Raw genomic sequence first — 22,591 nt, forward strand, 5'->3', positions numbered from 1 at the left:
GCGGGAGTGAACGAAGCGGGGGATTTCAAAATACGCTAGTTTCCCGATCGCACAATTAAATTTGAAGAATCGCACAATTAAATTTGAAGATAACAGTCATAACTCGATCGTTCATCGCTGTCTCGAACGCGAAGCGCGGTGCAAGCATCGACCTAATGCCGTAATATACAAAACCGCTTCATCCTGTGGAATTCCCAACACTTCATTCACTTGATCATCAAAAAATCCACCAATTCCACTTGCACCTAGTCCCAGATGACTTGCGGCTAAGTTCATGCGCTGTCCTAAATGTCCCGCATCCATGTGTAGATAACGGTAAACTCGATCGCCATACTGCTCGATCGCATTTCTCAAATCTGCGGTGTGAAACACGATCGCACTCGCATCCCGCCCTAAATCCTGTCCTAAACACAGAAAATGCAGTTCACGCCGGAAGTTCTTAAATCTGATCTGACGTAGTTCCTGAGCTTTGGGAGCGTAGTAATAGCAACCATCTTCGAGATCAGTCACACCCGAAACCGCGACAAAGGTTTCAACTAGGTTCAGATCGAAGTAATCGGGAGAACGATCGAGGTTTTGCTCGATGTAGTGCTGCGGTTGATAAGCGAAATCTAAAACGGCTTTGAGTTCACCGATCGGTAAAGGCTCACCGCTAAACGCACGAGTCGATCGACGATGAATCATCGTTTGTTCGAGTCCATGCAAATCGTGCTCCCAATCGATCGGATCACAGAAAGTCGAAACCCTGTGACAGAACGGAAAATTAAACTTATCCGAATGTTCCGCAGCTTCGGGAACTTTCCAATTGACTTTCGCATTTGGATTGTGCGGAATCTGGGTTGCTTGATGAAAATAGCTCAACAAGCCGCCATCGGGAATTCTCGGATAGTCTAGTTTGGGTGCCGTTGGCAGTGCGGTTCGAGCAAGGGGAAGATTTTCGCGAATCTGGGTTAAATCTGCGATCGGTAACACTGCGATCGCGCCTTCTTGCTCTGGATCAAAATAAAGCAATTGATTGAGTGCTTCATCGGCAAATCCACCAATCAGATGAGAGCGAAAATCCGTCATCGCACAAGCTAACTCAATGTTGCCGATCAAATGTCCGGTATCAAGAAAAATTCGGCGGTAGGCTCGATCTTGGTAGCGCCATACTGATCGGAAAAACACCGCAGAAACCACGATCGCCAATTGCGTATCTTCTAAAACCGGATTCCAAAGACAGGCTGACTGTAGTGAAGTCCAAACATCCGATTCCCAGAAATTTAGCAGCGTGTGAGTTCTCGCTTGATAATTGTAGAGTCCTGCCGGAAGCTCCGGAGTGCCACGAGAAATTAAATATACTTCAGCCGGGTATAGCCCACCCGCAGACGGAGACGATCGCAGATAATGCGGTTCGCCACTCGTTGGAATCGCGCCCGTCAGCCCATAGCTACAAACCAACAGCTTAGAGAGCCGCTGCCACCAACCATCGCGGTTTGGATCTTCACTGAGATACGGCTTGAGATCGATCGACGTGCCAAACTTGTACGACTTGAACGGGATCGGCTGTTCTTCCCAGTTCAGCGCTTGGCTCTTGGCGTGAATCGTTTCCGGGTCGTATTTGGTGCGTTCGTGATAATGTTCAGCGATCGACACTTGCAAATCCGGCATAATTCTTGTTTAGGCTGCGTACTATCTTTTGATATTGACATGAGAATGGATTGGGGGCTAGACATCCACACAACAATTTTTGAAGTAATTTTTGAAGCAATAGAGGCACATTGACGCACTGTATTCTCTTTAAGTTCAGCAGATTTTTACCTGATCCCTAAAGAAAACATTAAGTATCTTTAACTCTTTCCCATTCTTCTTTACGTTTCTACATAGGTGAAGTGTGAGACAGGCGGATTTTAGGACGAAGATGAACACGATCGCGGCTAAAACTTTGATCGCCAGATACAACCAGGGAGAACGAAATTTTGAAAATCATAACTTAGAACAAGCCGATTTTTTTGAAGCGATGTTAGCAAACATTAACTTGGCTGGGTGTTGCCTCAATCAGGCTTATCTCCCTTACGCCAATTTACGACAAGCAAATTTGAGCACCGCACAGTTAGAGAGTGCAGAACTCAGTGATGCTCAACTGCATCAAGCGAATTTTACTAATGCTAATTTAGAGCGGGCAGCTTTGCTCAGAGCCGATTTGAGCTTAGCAAACTTCAGTGGAGCGAATTTAAGTGAAGCAAACTTGAGCGGAGCAAATTTAGTCAATGCAAATCTGAGCAATGCCGATTTGAGCAATGCTGATTTAAGCCGTGCGAACTTACGGCAAGCGAATTTGCAGGGTGCGAATCTCAGCGGGGCAAATTTAGCGCGATCGACTGATTTGGACTTAACCGGCGCGATCGTTGATGCGTTTACCATTTACCCCGATGGACATCGCCAAAGTGATTAATCTCCAGTCACAAAGGCTTGCATTTTCCATTCGCCGCCTTCTTTGCCAAAGATCACTCGATAGCCCACTGGACTGTAAGCATACCGACTCGCAACAAATCCACGCCGATCGCCCGATAAAATTACAGGTGTCCAACCGTTCGGATTATCAAGCCGGAAGGTTTCGGATTTCTCTTGCTCAGAGGCGTTCTGAAAAGTGGTGGTGTCGTACTTCACGATCTCATTGGTCAACGTGGCGATCGCAGGAGAATTCCCGTCAGGACGCGATCGCACATTGACATTCTGACCGACGACCACAATCGCAGAAAACGCATCCAGATCAGTAGAACTAGGCTTTAATGCACTTTGGAATTGTTGAAACACAGTCGGGCAGGAATAGCCGCTGGCTTCTTGAGAACAGCCTAAAGCGAGGGCTTTTTCGAGCGATGTCCAAAACGAAGATTTGGGATTTTCGGGATTGAGATAGTTGATCGTCCGTTGTGCTCCAAAGCTGAATTTTGTCTGTGGAGTGACAATGCTGCGAATGTATTTCGCATCGCGATCGCGTACCGCTTGCTTTGTACGATCGAGGAACTTCACAAATTCGGGAGACTGCACCGATTCGTCTACTAACGCGATCGGTAATCGAGCCGGATCAGGACTCGGAGCAGTGGAAACCGGAGGATTCAGTTTCTCGATCGTTGCAGGTGGAGTTGAAACGGTCGGCTGAGGCTGTTCAACTTGCGGAGCAGCGCTTTGAGGTTCGGGACGAAGATAAGAGACAGCCGCGATCGTAGAACTCACAGCAGCGGTCAAAACGACGACTCCAGACAAAATCAAGGCTTTGGTTTTCATATGCGTCATTGCCTGGACTGAGACGAATTAGGCAATGTCCTCTTATAAAATAGATTCACGCACAGATTGAATGTTTCCGGATGTCTTGTTAACGAACGATTTGAGTGTATTAATCACCGCCTGGCTCAACGAGTTTACCAATGTTAAAATCGATGCGTACCCACCCTTTGAGGTGATGTAAATTATTGAGCAGTAACAATGGAATCTGCCAATGATGCACCATCAGAAACGGGATCGGATCAGAGGTTTGCAGAATGGCATCTTTTCCGCTCAGGATCGTCTGTAAACGGTGTTGCAATCGATCAAAGGTGATTAGTCTCCAAACTTCGTGATAAGTCCAGTAAGTCGGCTTACTCGTTGGCAGGGGTTGAATCGGTTCTACGGTTAAGGGTTCACCTAAGTAAGCATTGGCAACTTCGGGATGATTGTAGAACATCGTGATTGCAGAATGGGTTCGGGGATTACATTCGATCGCATAAACTTCACCCGTCGAACGTTCAATAAAATCAAATGAAATCTGTCCAGAAAGGTTCAATGCTTCGACGAATGTTGTGATCCAAGCTTGAATTGCAGCATGTTCTACTTGCTCATAGTTCACCTGAAACGCCGAAGATTTTGCACAACAATGCAATCGCACTTTACCATCGCGCACAGTGCTATGGGTGCAGTACTCTTGCCCAGTAATGAACTCTTGTAAGATCCAAGGATTCTCATCACTAATCGGCAAAGTTGCTAAGTGTGCTGCCATTGCTTCTTTTGATTCTAATGGATACTTAGTCATATCCAATCGATGCACCGAATTGTAAGCAATGCTTTTGAGAATGTATTGGCTTGAGTCAAACTCGAAATCGAGAACTTGCTGCGGATTCGTGATTTGATAGGTTTTCGGAGCCGTGAGATTTAGCGATCGAGCTTTTTGACTCAGTTCAAATTTATCATCTAGTAGCTGTGTGATCCCCACATCAAAATGGAATACCTCACAGTATTTCGACAATTCCGGTTTTGCTAATGAACAATAGTAGCTCTCAACTGGGCTAGTAACTGGAACAAAGAAATCAATGTTTTCCCGCTGCACAATCTCAACTAAGGCGTTGATAAATGCTTCTGAGTTTTGCTTAGGTGCGGGAACAGTGTAAAAGCGATCGACTGCATTTGAAAATCGATGTCCTGTGAGCCAATATTTCTCGGTTTCAACTAGGACGACAGAATGACCCGCAGCGTGAAACGATCGAGCAAGCTGTAAAGCTTTCGTCATCTTGCCGCCTGTAATCAGGATGCGTTTCGGAGCGTTAGATTTAGGAGTGGTCGATTTCTGAAATTGTCCGATTAGAAAGGCGATGAGCACGATCGTTAAATTAATCGGCAGCGCGATCAATAATGCTGTGAGCGTCAGTATATTTTGTAATGCTGCGATGAGCTTAGATGGAAGAGACTTAGAATTTAGCATGGTAAAACAGCCGTAGATGGAGGCTTTTCGTTTGAAGGCTTCTCGTTCGTTGCAGCAGCCCGCCCCGGAATGGAATTCGGGGCTAGTAGAACGAAGTCCACTAAAGGGGACTGGTGTTTCAGGTTCTTTAGTCCTGAAGGGACTTCGCACTGTTAGCCCCGAATTCTATTCTGGGGCGGGTGAGCAACGAAGCAAACATCTCCTAAACTCGTCGAATCAATGTCACCCCATCACGCAATGGAACTAACACCTGTTCAACCCGTTCATCCTCTGCCACCACTCGATTAAACTCTGCGATCGCAGCTCCATTCGTCGATCGCTCACTCAGATAAGGCTGTCCCTGAAGCAGCGTATTATCCACACAGATAAACCCATCCGGTGCTAATAACCCTTCATCAAGCAGCAATTGAAAGTATTGAACATACTCCCGCTTATCCGCATCGATGAACACGAAATCAAACGATTCACCTTGATCGGCGAGTTGTTTGAGAGTCTCGATCGCAGGCGCTAACCGAATCTGAATTTTTGATCCATGCAGAGACTGATCAAAGAGATTCTGAGCAAAACTCGCAACATAATCATCAACCTCACACGCTACCAGAATTCCATCATTCGGTAATGCTTCCGCCATTGCTAACGCGGAATACCCGGTAAACATTCCAATATCGAGAATGCGACGGGCACGAGTCATGTGAACTAACATTTTAAGGAACTGTCCTTCCACATGACCCGACAGCATTTCTTGCTCTAAATGGCGGACGGTTTCACCATCAGAAAAACGCTGATCCCAAGGTTCGCGCTGTGTTTTTTGGGCGATCGCTTTCAAATCTTTCGATTCAGACGTTGTACAAGCATTCACATACTCTTCCAGCCCGATCGCTAAATCTAAAGCTTTCTGCACTGATTCAGTGGCATCTTCTGAATGTTGCAATTGCTCGATCGCGGTTTGCAAATGAGCGGTCAAAATTCCAAGCGGTGTAATCGGACGAGCGACAGGCGGCGTAATCGTTGTCATCTAGTTCGCGCTCCCGATCAGTTCACTGCTACCCACATAGGCATCAATTCCTGCACCAGCACGCGGATAGTCCGCACACAGGCGTTTGTGATCTGCGATCGCGCTTTCCAACTCTTCACGAGTCAAATCATTCACAAAGTAGCAAGTTCCAATCGGGCGCGGCATTGCGGCTCTTAAGAATCCATCGCGGGTCAGCATGATCGATTGTGTTGCTTTCCACATCAGATCAATTTCCATCAACGGGTGATCTAATGCAAGTCCCAAACGACTCATCAAACCGAGAATACGATCGCGATCGAGTGCTGAAATGTAGCCGCGTTTTTCAGCGATCGTGGCTGAAATTGCCATGTCAATGTTCACCGCATGACCGTGTAACAGTGGAATTTGGGGAGCGAGTTCGAGCGTCGGACTCCAAGTATGACCGTAAGCAATCACTCGATCGAGCATCAATTCATGCAGATTCGGAGCTTCTAACTCCAGCATGGTCTTGATCGATTCGTAGTTTACTCGATGTCCAATTTGCTTCAATTCAGCATCATTGCCAACGAATCCAAAATGGTTGTAAAGCAACTCCTCACCATGCTGTTCCAATAAGTTGAAAACTTCCTCATTGGAAACAACAGCAATTTTCACCAACTCCGCCATACCATTTCGGATTTGATCAACCGGCAATGTTTTGAGAAATGAAAAGTCGAGAATCACCTGTTTTGGTGGATGATATGCCCCCAAGCGATTCTTCAATTTGCCGTGATTCACTGCAACTTTGATCGCCACACCTGCATCAATTAATCCGATCAAAGTAGACGGAACTCGGATGTAATTTGTGCTTCTTCGATACGCAGAACAGGCGAAGCCCGCCACATCTAAAACCAGTCCACCCCCAATCACCAGAACTGGTTCCTTGCGCTTCAAATTAAAGTCGCAAAACGCATCCGTAATCTTCAGAAACGTGTCGATCGTTTTTGTAGGTTCCGTAATCTCGATCGCAAATACGGTTAAATCAATTTCATAGTATTCAAAATAAGATCGAAGCTGGTCGCCATAGAGTCGATCGACATTGTGATCGACCACGGCTAAACAACGCCCCAGAGTGCGATAATTGTCTGCCAATCCTGAATTACCGACTTCAAATAACCCTTCAATCAGATCCAAATTAAACTCGATCTTTTCGTATCCTTCCAAATGGAATGATTGATCCGTTACTTCTACTTTTGCCTGAACAGAACTCATAGCTTTCTTTCCGTAAATTGTCCAAATTGCCAACACAAACTCGCTCGTAAATCACATTACGAACTACGTCAATAAATTAGTAAATCTCTAAGTTTGTGTTAGAAACCGCAACCGACTAAATAAGATCAACCGAATCGACTTGGCGGACTCCCAAAACATGAAGTGCCGTGAAATTTGAATCATGTATTAGCCGCACCGTAAACTATCAGTAGAGTAATAATCTGCCCGATCGCTTAACAGTGCCTAAAGGAGTAGAAAGGAGTACGTCTTGAAGACTAATTCTGAAGAAAGATTTTCTATCGCAGAACAGATTGACCGTTATCCTTACGCTGCAAAGCGTTACGTCGTAATGGGAACCCAAGGAGCAGTCGCGACGAGTCAACCTTTAGCAACGTTAGCAGGAATACAAATGCTGTTAGCAGGTGGCAACGCGATCGATGCTGCGGTTGCGACTGCGATCGCGCTCACGGTCGTCGAACCCACCTCAAATGGCATTGGCTCTGATGCTTTCGCGCTCGTTTGGGATGGAAAACTTCACAGCTTAAATGCCTCCGGTCGAAGTCCGCAGAATTTACCAATCCAAAGCTTTCTCGATGCGCCAAAGATGCCCAATTTAGGCTGGGGAACGGTGACGGTTCCCGGTGCAGTTTCAGCGTGGATCGCGCTGTCTAAGCGTTGGGGAAAGCTCCCGTTTGAACAATTGTTTGAACCTGCAATTCGTTACGCGGAACAAGGCTTTCCCGTGTCTCCTGAAACTGCAAGAGCTTGGAAACGAGCCGAACAGATTTTTACTAAACTCTCTGGAGCCGAATTTCAACCGTTTCAATCTGTGTTTTTTCCAACAGGTCGCGCTCCTCGTGCGGGCGAAGTTTGGAACAGTCCGAATCATGCGAAAACATTACGATCGATTGCTCAATCTCAAGGCGAATCCTTTTATCGAGGCGAACTCGCAGACGCAATCGCACAATTCGCAGAACAGACCGGAGGATTTCTCGATCGCACTGATTTAGCGAATCATCAATGTGATTGGGTTGATCCGATTTCAACAAACTATCGAGGTGTTACCGTTTGGGAAACGCCACCCAACACACACGGTATTGCTACCTTAATTGCATTGAACATTCTAGAAGGCTTTGAACTATCAAAATACCCGCGTGATTCAGTGGAGAGCTTTCATCTGCAAATTGAAGCGATGAAATTAGCGTTTGTGGAAGTCGATCGACATGTTGGTGATCCGCGATCGATGCGCGTTTCTCACACTGATTTACTCGATAAAGCTTATGCCGCCAAAAGAAGACAATTGATCACTAATACAGCATTATCTACTATCACTTCAGGACTTCCGAAAGGTGGAACAGTCTATTTAGCAGCAGCAGACCAAGATCTGATGGTATCATTTATTCAATCGAACTATGCTGGCTTTGGTAGTGGAATTCTCATTCCGGGTACAGGAATTGCACTACAAAATCGTGCTAGTAACTTCTCAACTGAAGCAGGACATCCAAATCAAGTTGCACCTGGCAAACGTCCTTATCACACGATTATCCCAGGATTTCTAAGCATCGAAGATCAGCCGATTGGTGCTTTCGGTGTAATGGGTGGCTTTATGCAGCCTCAAGGACATTTACAGATGGTCGTGAACTTGGTGGACTATGGCATGAATCCGCAAACTGCTCTAGATGCTCCTCGCTGGCGATGGGTTGCAAACAATCAGGTACTTTTAGAGCGATCGATTTCTTCTGATATTGCGATCGCACTTTCCGATCGACACCATGCCATTCAAATGACTGCTGAACCCAGCGCTTTCGGTCGAGGACAAGTCATTCTCAAAGACAACAATGTTTTGATTGCAGGGTCAGAATCGAGAGCGGATGGATGTGCGATCGCGCTTTAGTTCTAGGGTGTGTTTCAGAACTCTTTGCTTCGTTCATGTCCGCCCCGGAATGGAATTCGGGGCTAACAGTGCGAAGTCAGTTGAAACTGACTGAAGATGCTGGATTTGGCTGTTAGTCCCCTTTAGTGGACTTCGTTTGATTAGCCCCGAATTCCATTCTGGGGCGAGTGAGCAACGAGAGCGAGAAGGCTTTAAAACACACTCTAAGCCGCATTTCGCCAATAGTTATAAGCTTCTGCTAGCTTTTCATCATAGCGATTCACTCGGTAGCTTTCACCGTTATACCGCAGTGCAAATCCTGCCCAATCGCGGTTAATCAAAAAGCGATCGAGCCGATTGCTCTTAATAAAATTGAACATTGCCGTGAGTTGTTTCCCTTCGCTCTCGTGCATATCCCGCACAAAAGATTCCACATCACGATAGCCCGCAGCACCATGATTAAAGCCCATAATTTGTCCCAGTCCCCAAGAAGCCGATTTCAATGCTCCGGCTCGATTCAAATTCGAGGCTCGATAGATTCGATCCCATTCTCCCGCCCCACCGATATAAAGGGCACGATTCCAAACAGGGCTTGAAATATCACCGTCACTCTCATCGAACTGTCCATTGGTAAACTCTGAAAACCAATGAGCTTCAAACAAAATCTTCGGTCTACCATCGCGCAAGAATCCTGATCCAGCAGCTTCTACATCAACCACGGCGCGAACTGCCGCCACTTCACAGCCAATCGATCGAGCAACATCAATAAAATTTTGGGATGTCAACTGTCGAATTGGACGAGTCACCGGAATTCGAGGAATCGCAGGCTCTAGTAGCATCAGTGCCGCGATCGGGGATAGCTCATTCGAGTTGAATCCATACGCTCTAGAGAACTCAACATATCCCGCCTGAGTTCGACCGCCCCAAAGTCCGTCGATCGGACCCGGATTGTGTCCCATTGCGTCTAATCCTTGCTGAATTTGGCGCGTGAGACGTTGGTCGGCTGAGATTCGGCTCATTTGCCAGGTGAAGACATCCGACGCGATCGGGCGTAATCCAGTTGGAATGGCTTGAGTCGGCGGAGCAAATCGAGGTCCAGACGGGGCTGGAGTTGGGGTTGCAGTAACGGGTGGACGCGGCGTTGGAGTGGGTGCTGGGGTTGGGGTTGCAGTAGCAGGTGGGCGTGGTGTGGGAGTGGGTGCCGGGGTTGGGGTTGCAGTAACGGGTGGACGAGGTGTAGGGGTTGGTGTGGCGGGAGGTTGAGCAATTGTGGGAGGTGTCGGGGTAGGGACTGGAGTCGGTCGTGGGGGTGGGGTTGGCGTAGTGGGACGAGGTTGGATTCCGAGCAACACTTGAGCCGCACGGGGACTGATTACATCTGCTTGTAGTCGATTTCGGGTTGCAAAGGCAGTAAAAGCGCTTTGAGTTCGGTTGCCCCAAATACCGTCTACAAGTCCCGGTTGAAATCCTAATGAAGTGAGTCGCTGCTGAACTTCTCTCGTTAAGTTCTGATTGTTGCGAACAGTCGTTAGTGCGACGATCGCAGTTCCTGATGCAATAGTATTCAGATTCATAAGATTTCACCCCACGCTATTAGCACTCTAGATTGTAGGCACGTTTCTCTTCTTTTCTTTAGAAGATTCTACGTATTTTCCAGAATTGCTATACAAACTGTTACGACGCTACCCAGAGAGTGTTCTCTATTCTCTAGGTTTGCTAGCTAAGATCCGCCAAGTGACGAATACGGTGATTGCCACAAAGCTCCAAAATACAACCGCATCCTGCCAGTTTTGCAAAAATCCAATGTGATCGCTCATTTAATGTTCCACCGTCTGCGCCAACTTGAGGTTGATTCTACCGTGCTCGATCGCTGTTCTTGTTCATGTCGTTCTAAAATTTCTTCGGCTGCGTCGTGCAAAGTACGATCGCGATAAGGAATTGCCGCACGAGTATTCAAATGCTCTTGTTCCATCTGCGATAAAGGTTGCAAAGTTTCAGCACTCCAAGCCGCGATCGTGCCTTGCGCCCAGTCATGCGGCAGGTGCAATTCTCCGAGCGGAATCGTTCCAATCTGTAATCCTGCTTCGATCAATGCAGTGCGAACCGATGCCGATCGCGAATAAGTTGCAAGCTTGCCATCGGGTGCAAGACATTGAGCTACAAGCTTAAAAAATTCCACCGTCCAAAGCTGAGGACAGCGACGCGGTGAGAATGGATCAAAGAAAATTGCATCTGCTTGAAAGTGATTTAACTGTTGAATGGTTTGTCTCGCATCTCCGATTAGCAATTGTGCTTTGAGGTGATTGTCTTGATAAGAATGCTGTTTAGCAAGGGATTCTAGAACGGTTTGAACATCAGTTGACCAGTGTTGTAGAAGTGGTGCAGCACCGATCGGAACAGTTGGATCAAGTTCTAAGCCATAAATTTCGATGTTGCAGGTTGGATTAATTTTGCGAATCACCTCGATCGCTGCTGCGGTGTTATATCCCAATCCGTAGCAAACATCTAAGAGTTTAATTTCAGATTGCTTTGCTCTTTGCTGTAAGTCGATCGCGTCTGAGAATTTTTGAAAGGCTTCTGTTTTCGCGCCTTGGTAGCTGTGAAATGCTTCTCCAAATTCTTCAGAAAAGAATGTATAAGACCCGTCACGCGTTAATTGTGGAATCCAATCTGGCATACATACTCAATAGCGCTTGCTTTATTCTAGAAGTAGCGTTAGTAAAAATAGAACTGTGTTTAAAGTTGTAACTCGTGATGTCGATCGAGAGTTCGATCGCTGGATTGATGCCCTCGAATTTGCGAAATCCCTGATGCCTCAGTGCAAATGGTTTCAGGATGTGCGGATTTTCGAGAAAGGAAATCTAGTCTGGGTGTATAGTCGATCGCATAAATTTCCACAGTTTGTGGGTGCGGGAGTATACGATCGACTCGCGAAACGATTTCTACTAGAGACCGCTGTAGACGAAGGTTTGATCGACATGAAAGAGGAACCCACAGAAGAATGAGTTCCCCTAAGCATTACCGAACGTGAGGCGATTGATAGTAAATCTTTGATCCATTATCTGCCACAAAATGACAGGCAAAATAGGATTTAAAGAAGCTCTTCGAGATCGGCTCATTCGATTTCCGATAGTACCCACCCAAGACAGGTTTAATCGCTTCTGTCGCTTCTCTCAATCGATAGTGCGGCATATTCGAGAAAATGTGATGTGCAACATGAGTACCAATATCATGATGAATCGGATTAAAAATTCCGTAATCACGATCGATAGTAGACAATGCACCTTTGAGGAAGTACCAATCTTCACCCCGATACCAAGGAATATCATCTTCGGTATGGTGCAAAAATGTCACCAAATCCAACCAAATCACAAATACAACATATCCACCGAGATAGTACTTTAGCAGAAACAGAAATCCGAATTGGAACGTTAATGCTGCTAAGAATCCAACCATTGCAAGCAAACAAACTGTACTCACAATAATGTCATTGCGCTCGGATGGCTTAAACAGTGGGCTACTCGGCATAAAGTGAGAGCCTTGTTTCCCAGGCGATCGACGAAATAGATACAGCGGGTAAGCAATCAGCGGCAAATAGAACCGCATCAGCTTTTCTAAAAATCCCATTTCTGCATATTTCGCTTCTGTCACCGGATACCAACTCTCATCAGTATCAATGTTGCCAGTATTCGCGTGGTGCGTCCGGTGGCTAATTCTCCAACCATGAAACGGGACCAAAATCGGAGAATGCGACAAATGACCGATCAAATTATTCAACCATTTGTGTTTGGAAAATGAGCCATGTCCGCAGTCATGCCCAACCACAAATAAAGCCCAGAACATCGTGCCCTGAGCAAACCAGAAAATCGGAAAAAACAACCAGGAATCGAGATAAGCCGCGATCGCAATTAATCCTGCAATGATGCTGATATCAAGAAAGAAATAAAAGAGCGATCGAGCAGTGTTCGGTTCAAAACAGCGATCGGGAATTGCTGATCGAACATCTTTGAGCGTAAAGGGTAGCTCCTCACGGGTATAAACGTCTGCAACCGGGGTAGACGGGTTCGGATAAACTTGCACGTAATTCTTCTAGCGAAACGATATGTAGCCCGGTCATTTTACCGTTTCATTGCAGCAAGTGTAACAGTATGTTTCGAGAATCGAAATTAGGACTCAGATTTACCAGGTATAGTTGAAATGACTGTAGCTCTGGCAAAACGCGATGAACTTTTACACAATGGTTTTGAAACGTAGCTCAGATTACTGGGTTGCGCTCTGTCTTGAAAATGGAATTGTTGGGCAAGGTGAAACGCAAAATCAAGCGATCGACAAACTGAAAGAAGCGATTGATTCCTTCCAGTCTGTCTACGAAACTGAGCCAAACATTTATCTCTCACCTGTCCCAATTCAAGAACTGCACGAATTCTTGGCATTAGAAACAAACGAGCCACCAACAGAAAGCTACGAACTACGTGCGGTTTATGCCTAAAAATGTTCCGTCACTCAAGCCAAAGCAGTTAATCAAAATCTTAGAGCGTTCGGGCTGTGTATTTCATCGCGAGGGCAAAGGCGATCATCGGCTTTATGCCGTGAGCTTGAAGAAGAAACTAGAATTGTGCCGATCGATATGGGAGCGAAAGAAATGTCTCCGGCATACGTTCTGAGAATCCTTCGGCAATTTGGCTTTACGGATGAGGAGATTGAAGAGATGATTCGTTAGCTCGATCGAACACCACAATAAATTCCCGATCCGGCATCACCTGACGCAACACTCGTAGATGTCCATCTGCATCAGTGCGAGTCCGAAACCGTCCGACAATAGTACGCTGCATATTCGGAAGCAGGCAGACGATCGCCCAATTCGTCAAATATCGCTCTTGATAAGTTCTCGCACGATCGTTCGCCGCAGAATCATCAAACTCAGCGTTGTATGGCATGATTTATTTACCTCAATTTGGGGTGACGCGATCGATATCTCTTGGCAGGGTTCGCGATCGCGCATCAACTATTGATTCACTTAAATAGCTTATCAGGCTACGAGTGATGATTCAAGGTTCAACCCAAAGAAAGTTTGGAAGCCTTCATTTTTTGAGCAGTGTGAATTCGTGGGAAAGATTCGTTGGCGATTACGGGTGGTCATGGCAGACCGAAAAATGACCAATAAAACACTGGCTCAAATGATGAACATGAACCCAGTGAGTATTTCAAAATTGAAGAATGCCGATGATATGCCAGCGATCGGTGGTGAAACACTCGCAAAACTTTGTGATGCCCTTAATTGCACCCCTGCCGATCTAATCCAATACGTCCCCGATTCAGACGAGTAATCTAAACTCTTCAGTCCCCTTCAGCGGACTTCGCACCGTTAGCCCCGAATTCCATTCCGGGGCGGGTTCGCAACGAGAGCGAAAAAGCACGATCGACCTAAATCTCAACTTACGATCGTGTTTCCTCACAAATCGCTTTCATCCCCGAATTCCATTCCGGGGCGAGTTCGCAACGAGAGCAAAAAAGCACGATCGACCTAAATCCCAACTTACGATCGCGTTTCCTCACAAATCGCCTTCATCACCTGCAACAACTGCTCCACCTGATCGGGATACAACATATTAAACGTCGGAAACAGCGTATAAGGCGGCGGCTCTCCCTGCTCGATCCGCACAAACTGATAATTCAATCCATTCGTCGTTAATCCCCACACAGCTTGCTGTTGCTCCAATCCCGTGAAAGCATACGTCAAAAGCTGCGGTAGTCCTTCTGAAGCCTCTAAGCTGCTATTCTTTGCCTCAACAATCAGCACCCAAAACACATTCATCTCGCGCTGATCTCGCATCCGTTTCGCAGCGAGAATATCCATTCGCCCTTTAATCAGCGTGTCTTCATCCTCGACCTCAATGCTAGAAATTCCCACTTCTAAATCAAGCCGAATTCTAGGATTATGAAATCCTGCAAGCCACATCAAAGGCGACAGAAATAAATACTGAATCTGACCTTCAAGAATCTTGCCTTCCCCGTAATAGGTAATAAAATTCTCTCGAATCTGTGTTAGCTTCTGGCGTTCTGATTCGGTTAATTCTTCCAACGTCAATAGAGAGGTGAGTTTCTGACCCACACGAAGTTGCAGTTTCAGAAGTCGATGAACTTGGTCTAGAGTCAAATTACTGGCATCAAGCGCGATCGTCATTTTTCAATCCCGATTCATCCTCAAATCATATCGCACAAAAAAACCGGGAGAATTCCCCCGGTTTCGCTTCAATTCAAAACATCGAAATTAGTACGTTTCAACGTGCCAACGTCCCGCTTTCTTCATCGCACTGCGGAACTCTTTCCACTCGACCCCTTCTTTTGCCGCTTCCGCACCGAGAGCCGCATCAATGCCGTCCTCCATGCCCTTCAGACCGCAAATATAGGTGTGAGTCTTCTCATCCTTCATCATCTTGTACAATTCCGCCGCATATTCAGCTACACGGTCTTGAATGTACATTCTGCCGCCGTCTTTATTCTTCTGCTCACGGCTAATTGCATAGGTGAGACGGAAGTTATCCGGATACTTGCTTTGGATCTCTTCAAGCTCTTCCTTGTAGAGAATGTTTGGAGAAGTTGGAATTCCGAAGATCAACCAGGAGAAACCGTTGAACTGATATTCAGGGTTCGCTGCTTTCTCGTTGTCCTTGAACTGCCGCCACAAGTAAGCCCGCATCGGAGCGATCCCCGTTCCGGTTGCCATCATGATCACATTGCGATCGGTCTCTTCCGGCAAGAGCATTTCTTTTCCGGTCGGACCCGTGATCTTCACTTCTGTACCCGGTTCCAAATGGCACAGATGGGTAGAGCAAACACCGTACACCGTTTCACCCGTCTCCGGATGTTTGTACTCTAGCTGACGAACACAGAGCGATACCGTTTTGTCATCCACATCATCGCCGTGGCGAGTCGATGCGATCGAGTAAAGACGCAATTTCTCCGGCTTCCCGTTCTTGTCAGTTCCCGGTGGAATAATCCCAATACTTTGACCTTCTACGTAAGTCAGATCGCTGCCAGAGATGTCAAATTTGAGATGGCGAACGGTTCCAATTCCGCCTTCACCCACCAATTCGTCATTGGAAATACACTTTCCAACTAACGGATTGTTAGGCTTGTAAATGTTGACTAGAACGTCTGCGTGTTTTTTAACCTTAGCTTGTGTCATGGGCTTTGATTCTGGTGGGTTCGCAGTAGCATTTTCCTGCTTCACGGCAGGTGCTTTCTGTTCAACAGTAACGTTTCCAGACCCATTGCCGTTTGCCTCTAAAGGCTGAATGCTCACAATCTTGCCGCCCAAGCGAGTAATCCGCTGCATGAACTCATTCATGCGGTTGTAAGGGACATTGATAAAAGTGCTGCCACTCTGCCGAATCGGGTAATTCTGTTGATCGGTTGATTCGCTTTGGCGCAACCCGACCACTTCATACCGGAAGACACGGCTCCCAGATGGGGTGTTCGCAGCACCCGACGCGCTGGAATAATACATCGCTCTCTTGTTTCTCCGACCTAAATGAACTTAAAACTGTGCTGCAAGTTGCCCGTTTAGATAAATATGCAACGTTTGGGGATCGATCGCAAATTTACCCAACTGTCCTTACTTGTAATGAGAAGCCAAAATAATCTCCGTTCTTACTTTACAGAGGCTTTTGGGGGATCGATCAAGTCAATTGTGAAGCTGAAATTAATCTTTGCGATCGCGATCCAAATCCTTGCAGTACAAACGTATATTAGCTTAATAATTTTTTTAGCTCTTGTACGTGGGATCGTGATTTGGTAGAATCCCCTTAGCTGATAGTACTAAATACTTACGCTATACCTTAAGCCTTGACTCGCGCTTGCAGGATAGTTTTTTGCAGCAATTTATTGCAGCGAAATTCTGTGACCGGGAAAGGCACGATCGATTTTGTCGATCGAGTTATGGAAGCGAATTTCGATACAGCCTGAATCCTGGCTGACCCAAAAAACCGTCGTTGACTTTTTGTTTTTAGAGGAAACTTATGACCAGTAAGCCAGACCGCGTGGTTCTGATTGGCGTTGCCGGAGACTCCGGATGCGGAAAATCCACGTTTCTGCGCCGAATCACAGATCTGTTTGGGGAAGATTTCGTCACTGTGATCTGCCTGGATGATTACCACAGTCTGGATCGGAAACAGCGCAAAGAAACGGGCATCACCGCACTCAATCCGAAGGCGAATAATTTCGACCTGATGTATGAGCAAATCAAAGCGCTCAAGAACGGAGAAACGATCGATAAGCCGATTTACAACCACGAAACCGGAATGATCGATCCGCCCGAAAAGGTGGAGCCGAATCATATTGTCGTGATCGAGGGCTTACATCCGCTCTATGACCAGCGTGTTCGTGATTTGATCGATTTCAGCGTCTATCTCGACATCAGCGATGAAGTCAAAATTGCCTGGAAGATTCAGCGGGATATGGCTGAACGCGGTCACAGCTACGAAGATGTTTTAGCGCAAATCAATTCGCGTAAGCCTGACTTTGATGCCTACATCGATCCGCAAAAAGAATTCGCGGATGTGGTGATTCAAGTGCTGCCGACGCAGTTGATTAAAGACGACAAAGAACGGAAAGTGCTGCGCGTTCAAATGATTCAGCGCGACGGCATCGAAGGGTATGATCCGGTTTACCTGTTTGATGAAGGATCAACGATCGATTGGACTCCGTGTGGTCGTAAGCTCACCTGTTCGTATCCCGGCATCAGAATGCACTACGGACCCGATGTGTACTACAAGCATGGTGTTTCCGTCCTCGAAGTCGATGGTCAATTCGACAAGCTCGAAGAAGTGATCTACATCGAGCAGCATTTGAGCAAAACTTCAGCGAAATACAACGGTGAAGTGACTGAACTCTTGCTGCAACACCGTGAGTATCCCGGTTCTAACAACGGTACGGGCTTGTTCCAGGTGTTGACGGGCTTGAAGATGCGGGCGACCTATGAGCGCTTGACCAATCAAGTTGGCGCAGCAAAAATTCCTGCGAAGGTCTAGAGCCGGATTGTAAAAGGATTGAAGGGAGGTGCGATCGTACCTCCTTTTTCATCCCAAGGTGGTGCAGGCATCTTGCCTGCTCTTGGAGGGTGTTGAAGAAATATAAAAGGCTCCTTCGCTACGTTCTGCTCCCGCCCTGAAATGAATTTCGGGCTAATGGTGGAAAGTCTACTGAAGTAGACTCAGAGCTAGTTTCAGGTTCTTAGTTCTTTTCAAAGGACTTTCGTCGATTAGCCCGAAATTCATTTCAGGGTGGGAATTGCAACGAACGACAACTTTTCAAACATCCTCCTGGGTTTGGGCGGACAAGCTGTCCACCCCAGATTAGAAATCAATTGGTAGAGTTAATCGATCGTATTAATTCTGCTTGGGATCACCTGATATTACTGACCCCGGTTTCACTTATAATGATTCCCTAAGAATCAGCCATTTAACATACTGTACCTATCCGTTGAGCCAGTTCTTCCGGTGGTTCGCAAGCTGTAATTCTATAAATTCGTTGAGGTAATGGCGCGATGGCAACCAGCCGTGGAAATCAAACCAGTCGTAGGGCAAATAATCGACGCACTGCGGCAAAGGTGACAGAAACACCAGAAAACGCGGCACCGACTGCGACCGAATCCCCCGCAGCAGAACCCACTCCGGAAGCTTCAACTCCAGAGGCGATCGGGCAACCGTTACCGACTTTGACATCCAAGCCGAATCAACCAGAGAAAGCCGAGCAACCAGAAGCGTTGCCGGTTTTGGAAGTTGACCCCGTTTCGGAAACTAATTCTTCCACCGTATCCACAGAATCAACCCCAGAGGAACCTCTCATGAGTAATTCAGAAGTGATTGAAGCGACGGCAACCCCCGTAGAAAACAATGGGAGCGCACTTGAGATCATTAGCCTCTCTTCTATCAATCGTCCGGTGATGTCAGATGATTTTGAAGTGGCAGGCACGATTCAATCGGCGGGAATTCGCCCGATCGAAGCGAGCCACATGGAAGTCTACGGCACGATTATGAATGGTCGTCCGGTGTCATCGAGCAATCTGAAAGTGGCTGAAATGCTTCCGGGAAACCGTCCGATCTTTTACAGTGATTTTCATTCGGTTGAAGGCTCAGAAACGTTTGGGCGACCTGTGATGCTGAGTGAACCCGGATTACTTGCTGCGGCGCAACACATGGGAGGTCGTCCCGTTTTTTCTAACGACATCGATGATGCGGCGAATTTGATGGGCTTCATCGATTAAGAATTTAGGCTCGATTCAAGGTTGTGGGTGCTTCTGAGAAGGAGTGCCCATTTTTATCGGCATCTCACGCAGAGAACCGTTTATCATAAGCTAAATGTCCCCAACCTTCTAGAAACTTCTCATGACTGCCACTCTTCCCACTCAATACAACGCCGCCACGACTGAAGCAAAATGGCAGAAGTTTTGGGAGGAGAATCAGGTCTTTAAGGCTGATCCGAATCAAGCTGGTGAGCCGTATTGTGTAGTGATTCCGCCGCCCAATGTCACGGGTAGTTTGCACATGGGTCATGCCTTTGAGAGTTCGCTGATCGATGTGTTGATTCGGTATCAGCGGATGTTGGGCAAAAATACGCTGTGGTTGCCAGGAACGGATCACGCCAGTATTGCGGTGCAGACGATTTTAGAGCGGCAACTCAAAGCGGAAGGGAAAACCCGTGATGATTTGGGACGGGAACAGTTTTTAGAACGCGCTTGGAAATGGAAAGCGGAATCGGGCGGCACGATCGTGAATCAACTCCGTCGCTTAGGGGTATCAGTGGATTGGTCGCGTGAACGGTTCACGATGGATGAAGGACTATCCGCTGCGGTGTTAGATGCCTTTGTCAAACTGCACGATGAAGGGCTGATTTATCGCGGTAATTATTTGGTCAACTGGTGTCCGGCGAGTCAGTCCGCTGTATCGGATCTCGAAGTTGAGAATAAAGAAGTAGACGGAAATCTGTGGCATTTTCGCTATCCGATCATGGGCGAGGATGGCTTTATCGAAGTGGCAACGACTCGACCGGAAACGATGTTGGGTGATACAGCGGTCGCAGTGAATCCGAATGACGATCGCTATAAACATCTGATCGGCAAAACCCTAATGTTGCCGCTCGTTTACCGCGAAATTCCGATCATCGGTGACGAGCACGTTGATCCGAGTTTTGGAACAGGTTGCGTGAAGGTGACACCCGCACACGATCTGAACGATTTCGAGATGGGTCAGCGTCATAAGTTGCCGTCGATCAATGTGATGAACAAAGACGGCACGATGAACGAGAACGCTGGAGAATTCCAGGGACAAGACCGCTTTGTGGCGCGGAAAAACCTGGTCAAGAAGATGGAAGAAGAAGGCTGTCTGGTCAAAGTCGAGCCTTATAAACATACGGTTCCGTACAGCGATCGCGGAAAAGTGCCGATCGAACCGCTTTTATCGACTCAATGGTTTGTCAAAATCAAACCGCTGTCTGATTTTGCTCTTGCCTCTTTAGATGAGCAAACTTCTCCAAAATTCGTGCCGGAACGCTGGACAAAAGTGTATCGCGATTGGCTCGTGAGCTTGAAAGATTGGTGTATCTCGCGGCAATTGTGGTGGGGGCATCAAATTCCGGCTTGGTATGCGATTAGTGAAACGAACGGCGAAATTACCGATTACACGCCGTTTATCGTGGCGCGATCGCAAGAAGAAGCGCGAAAAAAAGCGATCGAGCAATTTGGCGAAAATGTCCAAATCGAACAAGATCCAGATGTTCTCGACACTTGGTTCTCATCGGGATTGTGGCCCTTTTCCACACTAGGCTGGTCAGATACCGAAGCCGAAGATTACAAGCGCTACTATCCGACTGCAACGCTAGTAACCGGATTCGATATCATCTTCTTCTGGGTTGCCCGCATGACGATGATGGCGGGACACTTCACCGGACAAATGCCGTTTAAGGATGTCTACATCCACGGATTAGTGCGGGATGAGAACAATAAAAAGATGTCGAAATCAGCGAATAACGGCATCGATCCGCTGATTTTGATTGATAAATATGGAACCGATGCGCTGAGATATACCTTAATCCGAGAGGTCACTGGAGCGGGTCAGGATATTCGGATGGCGTACGATCGCAAAACCGACGAATCCGAAACCGTCGAAACCTCACGCAATTTCACTAACAAACTATGGAATGCGTCGCGGTTTGTAATGCTGAATTTGGATGGAAAAACACCTGCTCAATTAGGTGAACCAAACAACTTGGAATTAAGCGATCGCTGGATTCTCTCCAAGTTCAATCAACTCGCTCAAGAGGTGCGAAATTACCTCGATAACTATGGATTCGGTGAAGCCTCAAAGAGTCTCTACGAATTCATCTGGGGCGATTTTTGCGATCAATACATTGAACTTGTCAAATCGCGCCTACAAGATCCCAATGCTCCGACTCGTCTCGCCGCCCAGCAAACTCTCGCTCATGTGTTGGAAGGAACGCTCAAACTCCTGCATCCTTTCATGCCGCACATCACCGAAGAGATTTGGCACACCCTGACCCAAACCCCTGAAATCGATCGCAATTCACTTGCGCTCCAGAGTTATCCAATCCCCAATACAACCCTGATCGATCCGAATCTAGAACAACAGTTTGAGTTAATTCTCAACACGATTCGCACGATTCGGAACCTCAGAGCGAGTGCCGAAATCAAACCGGGTGCAAGAATCCGAGTCGCGCTCTCGACTGAGGACGATCGAGAAAAGCAGACGCTGATTCGAGGTCAGTCCTATATCAAGGACATGGCGCGGGTCGAAACGTTGTCGATCGCAGGCACAAACGAAACTCCGAAACCGACAAACGACGCAGAACAGCCCGTTCTAGCGATCGCACTTGATACCGCTGGCAACTTCATCGGCAAACATCAAAAGATCCTCCTCTCGCTGCTGCTCATTGGCTCGATCCTGTTCGCGCTCAAAGTCGCGTCCGTTGTCCTTGATTCGGTTCAAGAAGTTCCACTTCTTGCATCGTTGCTGGAAATCGTGGGAATCGTTTACACTATCTGGTTTGCGAAAACGCGGCTGTGGGATACAAGCGATCGACAAACTTTCCTCAAGCAAGTTGATCAGTTTAAAGCCGAGGTCATTGGAGAACCGAAACCACTCGCGATTGCACCCGTTCAAACCGAGCCTGTTGATGATGCTCAAACGATCGTCGGAGTCACTGGAACCGTCAGAATTTCGATTCCACTCGCCGGATTGATCGACCTTGAAGCGCTCAAAGCTAAGACTGAGCGGGATTTGAAGAAAGTTGAGGCAGAGATTCAGGCGCTCAGCGGTCGATTGAATAATCCGAAATTCGTCGATAAAGCGCCGCCTGACGTGGTGCAATCGACGCGAGATGCTTTGGCAGAAGCAGAAAAGCAGGCAGAAATTCTGAAATCGAAGCTCGATCGCCTATAAGTTTATCAATTCTTAATTTTGTCATCAGAGATGCTGGATTTTGGCATCTCTTTTTTGTAATTGTATGAGGGAACCGCCTCAATGATTCCGATAGAAAACGAAGAGGCTATACTGTCTTGATAGGTACGTACAATAGGGCGCAACCGGATAAAAACCGAAGCCGTTCGATCGTAGTACAGATCAGGTCAGTGCATCTACGGGCGATAGAACAGGGATACAACGGTATATGTTGTCAAAACTCTTGGACAGCCAGCGAAACTGTCCTGTAAATGCCCCTGATCATCGTTCCCACCGAGACGACA

Annotated in this window: 19 protein-coding genes; 8 read left to right on the forward strand and 11 right to left on the reverse strand. The window is 47.0% G+C overall.

The features are described 5' to 3' along the window. Nucleotides 1-111: 111 nt before the first annotated feature. Complete coding sequence (locus NIES2104_RS24275; RefSeq protein ID WP_059000800.1) at nt 112-1,650, reverse strand: SagB/ThcOx family dehydrogenase; 1,539 nt, start codon at nt 1,648-1,650, stop codon at nt 112-114. 250 nt (nt 1,651-1,900) lie between these two features. On the opposite strand from NIES2104_RS24275, the gene NIES2104_RS24280 reads away from it, so the two are divergent. After that, entirely contained in the window at nt 1,901-2,434 is a 534-nt protein-coding gene (locus NIES2104_RS24280) for a pentapeptide repeat-containing protein (RefSeq protein ID WP_059000801.1), read from the forward strand. Here NIES2104_RS24280 and NIES2104_RS24285 read toward each other — a convergent pair. The 4 genes from NIES2104_RS24285 to NIES2104_RS24300 all read right to left on the reverse strand — a co-directional run bounded on the left by NIES2104_RS24285 (nt 2,431) and on the right by NIES2104_RS24300 (nt 6,959). Beyond that, nucleotides 2,431-3,276 carry a hypothetical protein gene (locus NIES2104_RS24285; protein ID WP_156427034.1) on the reverse strand — a complete coding sequence of 282 codons (846 nt, stop codon included), beginning with the start codon at nt 3,274-3,276 and terminating at the stop codon, nt 2,431-2,433. The two genes, NIES2104_RS24280 and NIES2104_RS24285, sit on opposite strands and share 4 nt — an antisense overlap. A gap of 100 nt (nt 3,277-3,376) precedes the next feature. Next, entirely contained in the window at nt 3,377-4,714 is a 1,338-nt protein-coding gene (locus tag NIES2104_RS24290; protein ID WP_059000803.1) for an ATP-grasp enzyme, read from the reverse strand. A gap of 202 nt (nt 4,715-4,916) precedes the next feature. Further along, the gene (locus NIES2104_RS24295; protein ID WP_059000804.1) at nt 4,917-5,729 is read right to left on the reverse strand and encodes an O-methyltransferase; all 813 of its coding nucleotides are present in this window, start codon (nt 5,727-5,729) and stop codon (nt 4,917-4,919) included. Then, nucleotides 5,730-6,959, reverse strand: coding sequence for a sedoheptulose 7-phosphate cyclase (locus tag NIES2104_RS24300; RefSeq protein WP_059000805.1), 1,230 nt, complete (start codon nt 6,957-6,959; stop codon nt 5,730-5,732). It abuts the gene before it with no gap. 268 nt (nt 6,960-7,227) lie between these two features. Between NIES2104_RS24300 and NIES2104_RS24305 the strand changes: the two genes are divergently transcribed. After that, a complete protein-coding gene (locus NIES2104_RS24305) occupies nt 7,228-8,853 on the forward strand; it encodes a gamma-glutamyltransferase family protein (protein ID WP_263971031.1) in 1,626 nt (541 codons plus the stop codon). A 203-nt stretch (nt 8,854-9,056) separates the two neighbouring features. On the opposite strand, the gene NIES2104_RS32480 is transcribed toward NIES2104_RS24305, so the two are convergent. Both NIES2104_RS32480 and NIES2104_RS24315 read right to left on the reverse strand, forming a co-directional pair. Beyond that, the gene (locus NIES2104_RS32480; RefSeq protein ID WP_059000807.1) at nt 9,057-10,406 is read right to left on the reverse strand and encodes an N-acetylmuramidase family protein; all 1,350 of its coding nucleotides are present in this window, start codon (nt 10,404-10,406) and stop codon (nt 9,057-9,059) included. Between the two features lie 239 nt (nt 10,407-10,645). Next, nucleotides 10,646-11,509 carry a tRNA (5-methylaminomethyl-2-thiouridine)(34)-methyltransferase MnmD gene (locus NIES2104_RS24315; protein ID WP_059000808.1) on the reverse strand — a complete coding sequence of 288 codons (864 nt, stop codon included), beginning with the start codon at nt 11,507-11,509 and terminating at the stop codon, nt 10,646-10,648. A gap of 55 nt (nt 11,510-11,564) precedes the next feature. Between NIES2104_RS24315 and NIES2104_RS24320 the strand changes: the two genes are divergently transcribed. Then, the gene (locus tag NIES2104_RS24320; RefSeq protein ID WP_059000809.1) at nt 11,565-11,837 is read left to right on the forward strand and encodes a hypothetical protein; all 273 of its coding nucleotides are present in this window, start codon (nt 11,565-11,567) and stop codon (nt 11,835-11,837) included. A 13-nt stretch (nt 11,838-11,850) separates the two neighbouring features. On the opposite strand, the gene NIES2104_RS24325 is transcribed toward NIES2104_RS24320, so the two are convergent. Further along, on the reverse strand, nt 11,851-12,912 hold the full coding sequence (locus tag NIES2104_RS24325; RefSeq protein ID WP_059000810.1) for a fatty acid desaturase: 1,062 nt from the start codon (nt 12,910-12,912) through the stop codon (nt 11,851-11,853). Between the two features lie 157 nt (nt 12,913-13,069). On the opposite strand from NIES2104_RS24325, the gene NIES2104_RS24330 reads away from it, so the two are divergent. Beyond that, the gene (locus NIES2104_RS24330; RefSeq protein ID WP_263971032.1) at nt 13,070-13,321 is read left to right on the forward strand and encodes a hypothetical protein; all 252 of its coding nucleotides are present in this window, start codon (nt 13,070-13,072) and stop codon (nt 13,319-13,321) included. 196 nt (nt 13,322-13,517) lie between these two features. Here the strand turns inward: NIES2104_RS24330 and NIES2104_RS24335 are convergent, their stop codons facing one another. Then, complete coding sequence (locus tag NIES2104_RS24335; RefSeq protein WP_059000812.1) at nt 13,518-13,769, reverse strand: hypothetical protein; 252 nt, start codon at nt 13,767-13,769, stop codon at nt 13,518-13,520. Between the two features lie 168 nt (nt 13,770-13,937). Here NIES2104_RS24335 and NIES2104_RS24340 point away from each other — a divergent pair, with 168 nt between their 5' ends. Further along, complete coding sequence (locus tag NIES2104_RS24340) at nt 13,938-14,159, forward strand: helix-turn-helix transcriptional regulator (protein WP_225895282.1); 222 nt, start codon at nt 13,938-13,940, stop codon at nt 14,157-14,159. Nucleotides 14,160-14,368: 209 nt separating this feature from the next. Here the strand turns inward: NIES2104_RS24340 and NIES2104_RS24345 are convergent, their stop codons facing one another. Together NIES2104_RS24345 and petH are read right to left on the reverse strand one after the other, a co-directional pair. Further along, on the reverse strand, nt 14,369-15,016 hold the full coding sequence (locus NIES2104_RS24345; protein WP_059000814.1) for a restriction endonuclease subunit R: 648 nt from the start codon (nt 15,014-15,016) through the stop codon (nt 14,369-14,371). An 87-nt stretch (nt 15,017-15,103) separates the two neighbouring features. After that, complete coding sequence (gene petH / locus NIES2104_RS24350; RefSeq protein ID WP_059000815.1) at nt 15,104-16,342, reverse strand: ferredoxin--NADP reductase; 1,239 nt, start codon at nt 16,340-16,342, stop codon at nt 15,104-15,106. A 511-nt stretch (nt 16,343-16,853) separates the two neighbouring features. Here petH and NIES2104_RS24360 point away from each other — a divergent pair. From NIES2104_RS24360 to NIES2104_RS24370, 3 genes are all read left to right on the forward strand, one after another. Next, complete coding sequence (locus NIES2104_RS24360) at nt 16,854-17,864, forward strand: phosphoribulokinase (RefSeq protein ID WP_059000817.1); 1,011 nt, start codon at nt 16,854-16,856, stop codon at nt 17,862-17,864. 515 nt (nt 17,865-18,379) lie between these two features. Next, nucleotides 18,380-19,099, forward strand: coding sequence for a hypothetical protein (locus tag NIES2104_RS24365; RefSeq protein WP_059000818.1), 720 nt, complete (start codon nt 18,380-18,382; stop codon nt 19,097-19,099). Nucleotides 19,100-19,220: 121 nt separating this feature from the next. Next, on the forward strand, nt 19,221-22,289 hold the full coding sequence (locus NIES2104_RS24370; protein ID WP_059000819.1) for a valine--tRNA ligase: 3,069 nt from the start codon (nt 19,221-19,223) through the stop codon (nt 22,287-22,289). The last annotated feature ends 302 nt before the right edge of the window (nt 22,290-22,591 follow it).

The sequence above is a fragment of the Leptolyngbya sp. NIES-2104 genome, from assembly GCF_001485215.1.
Lineage (GTDB): Bacteria > Cyanobacteriota > Cyanobacteriia > Leptolyngbyales > Leptolyngbyaceae > Leptolyngbya.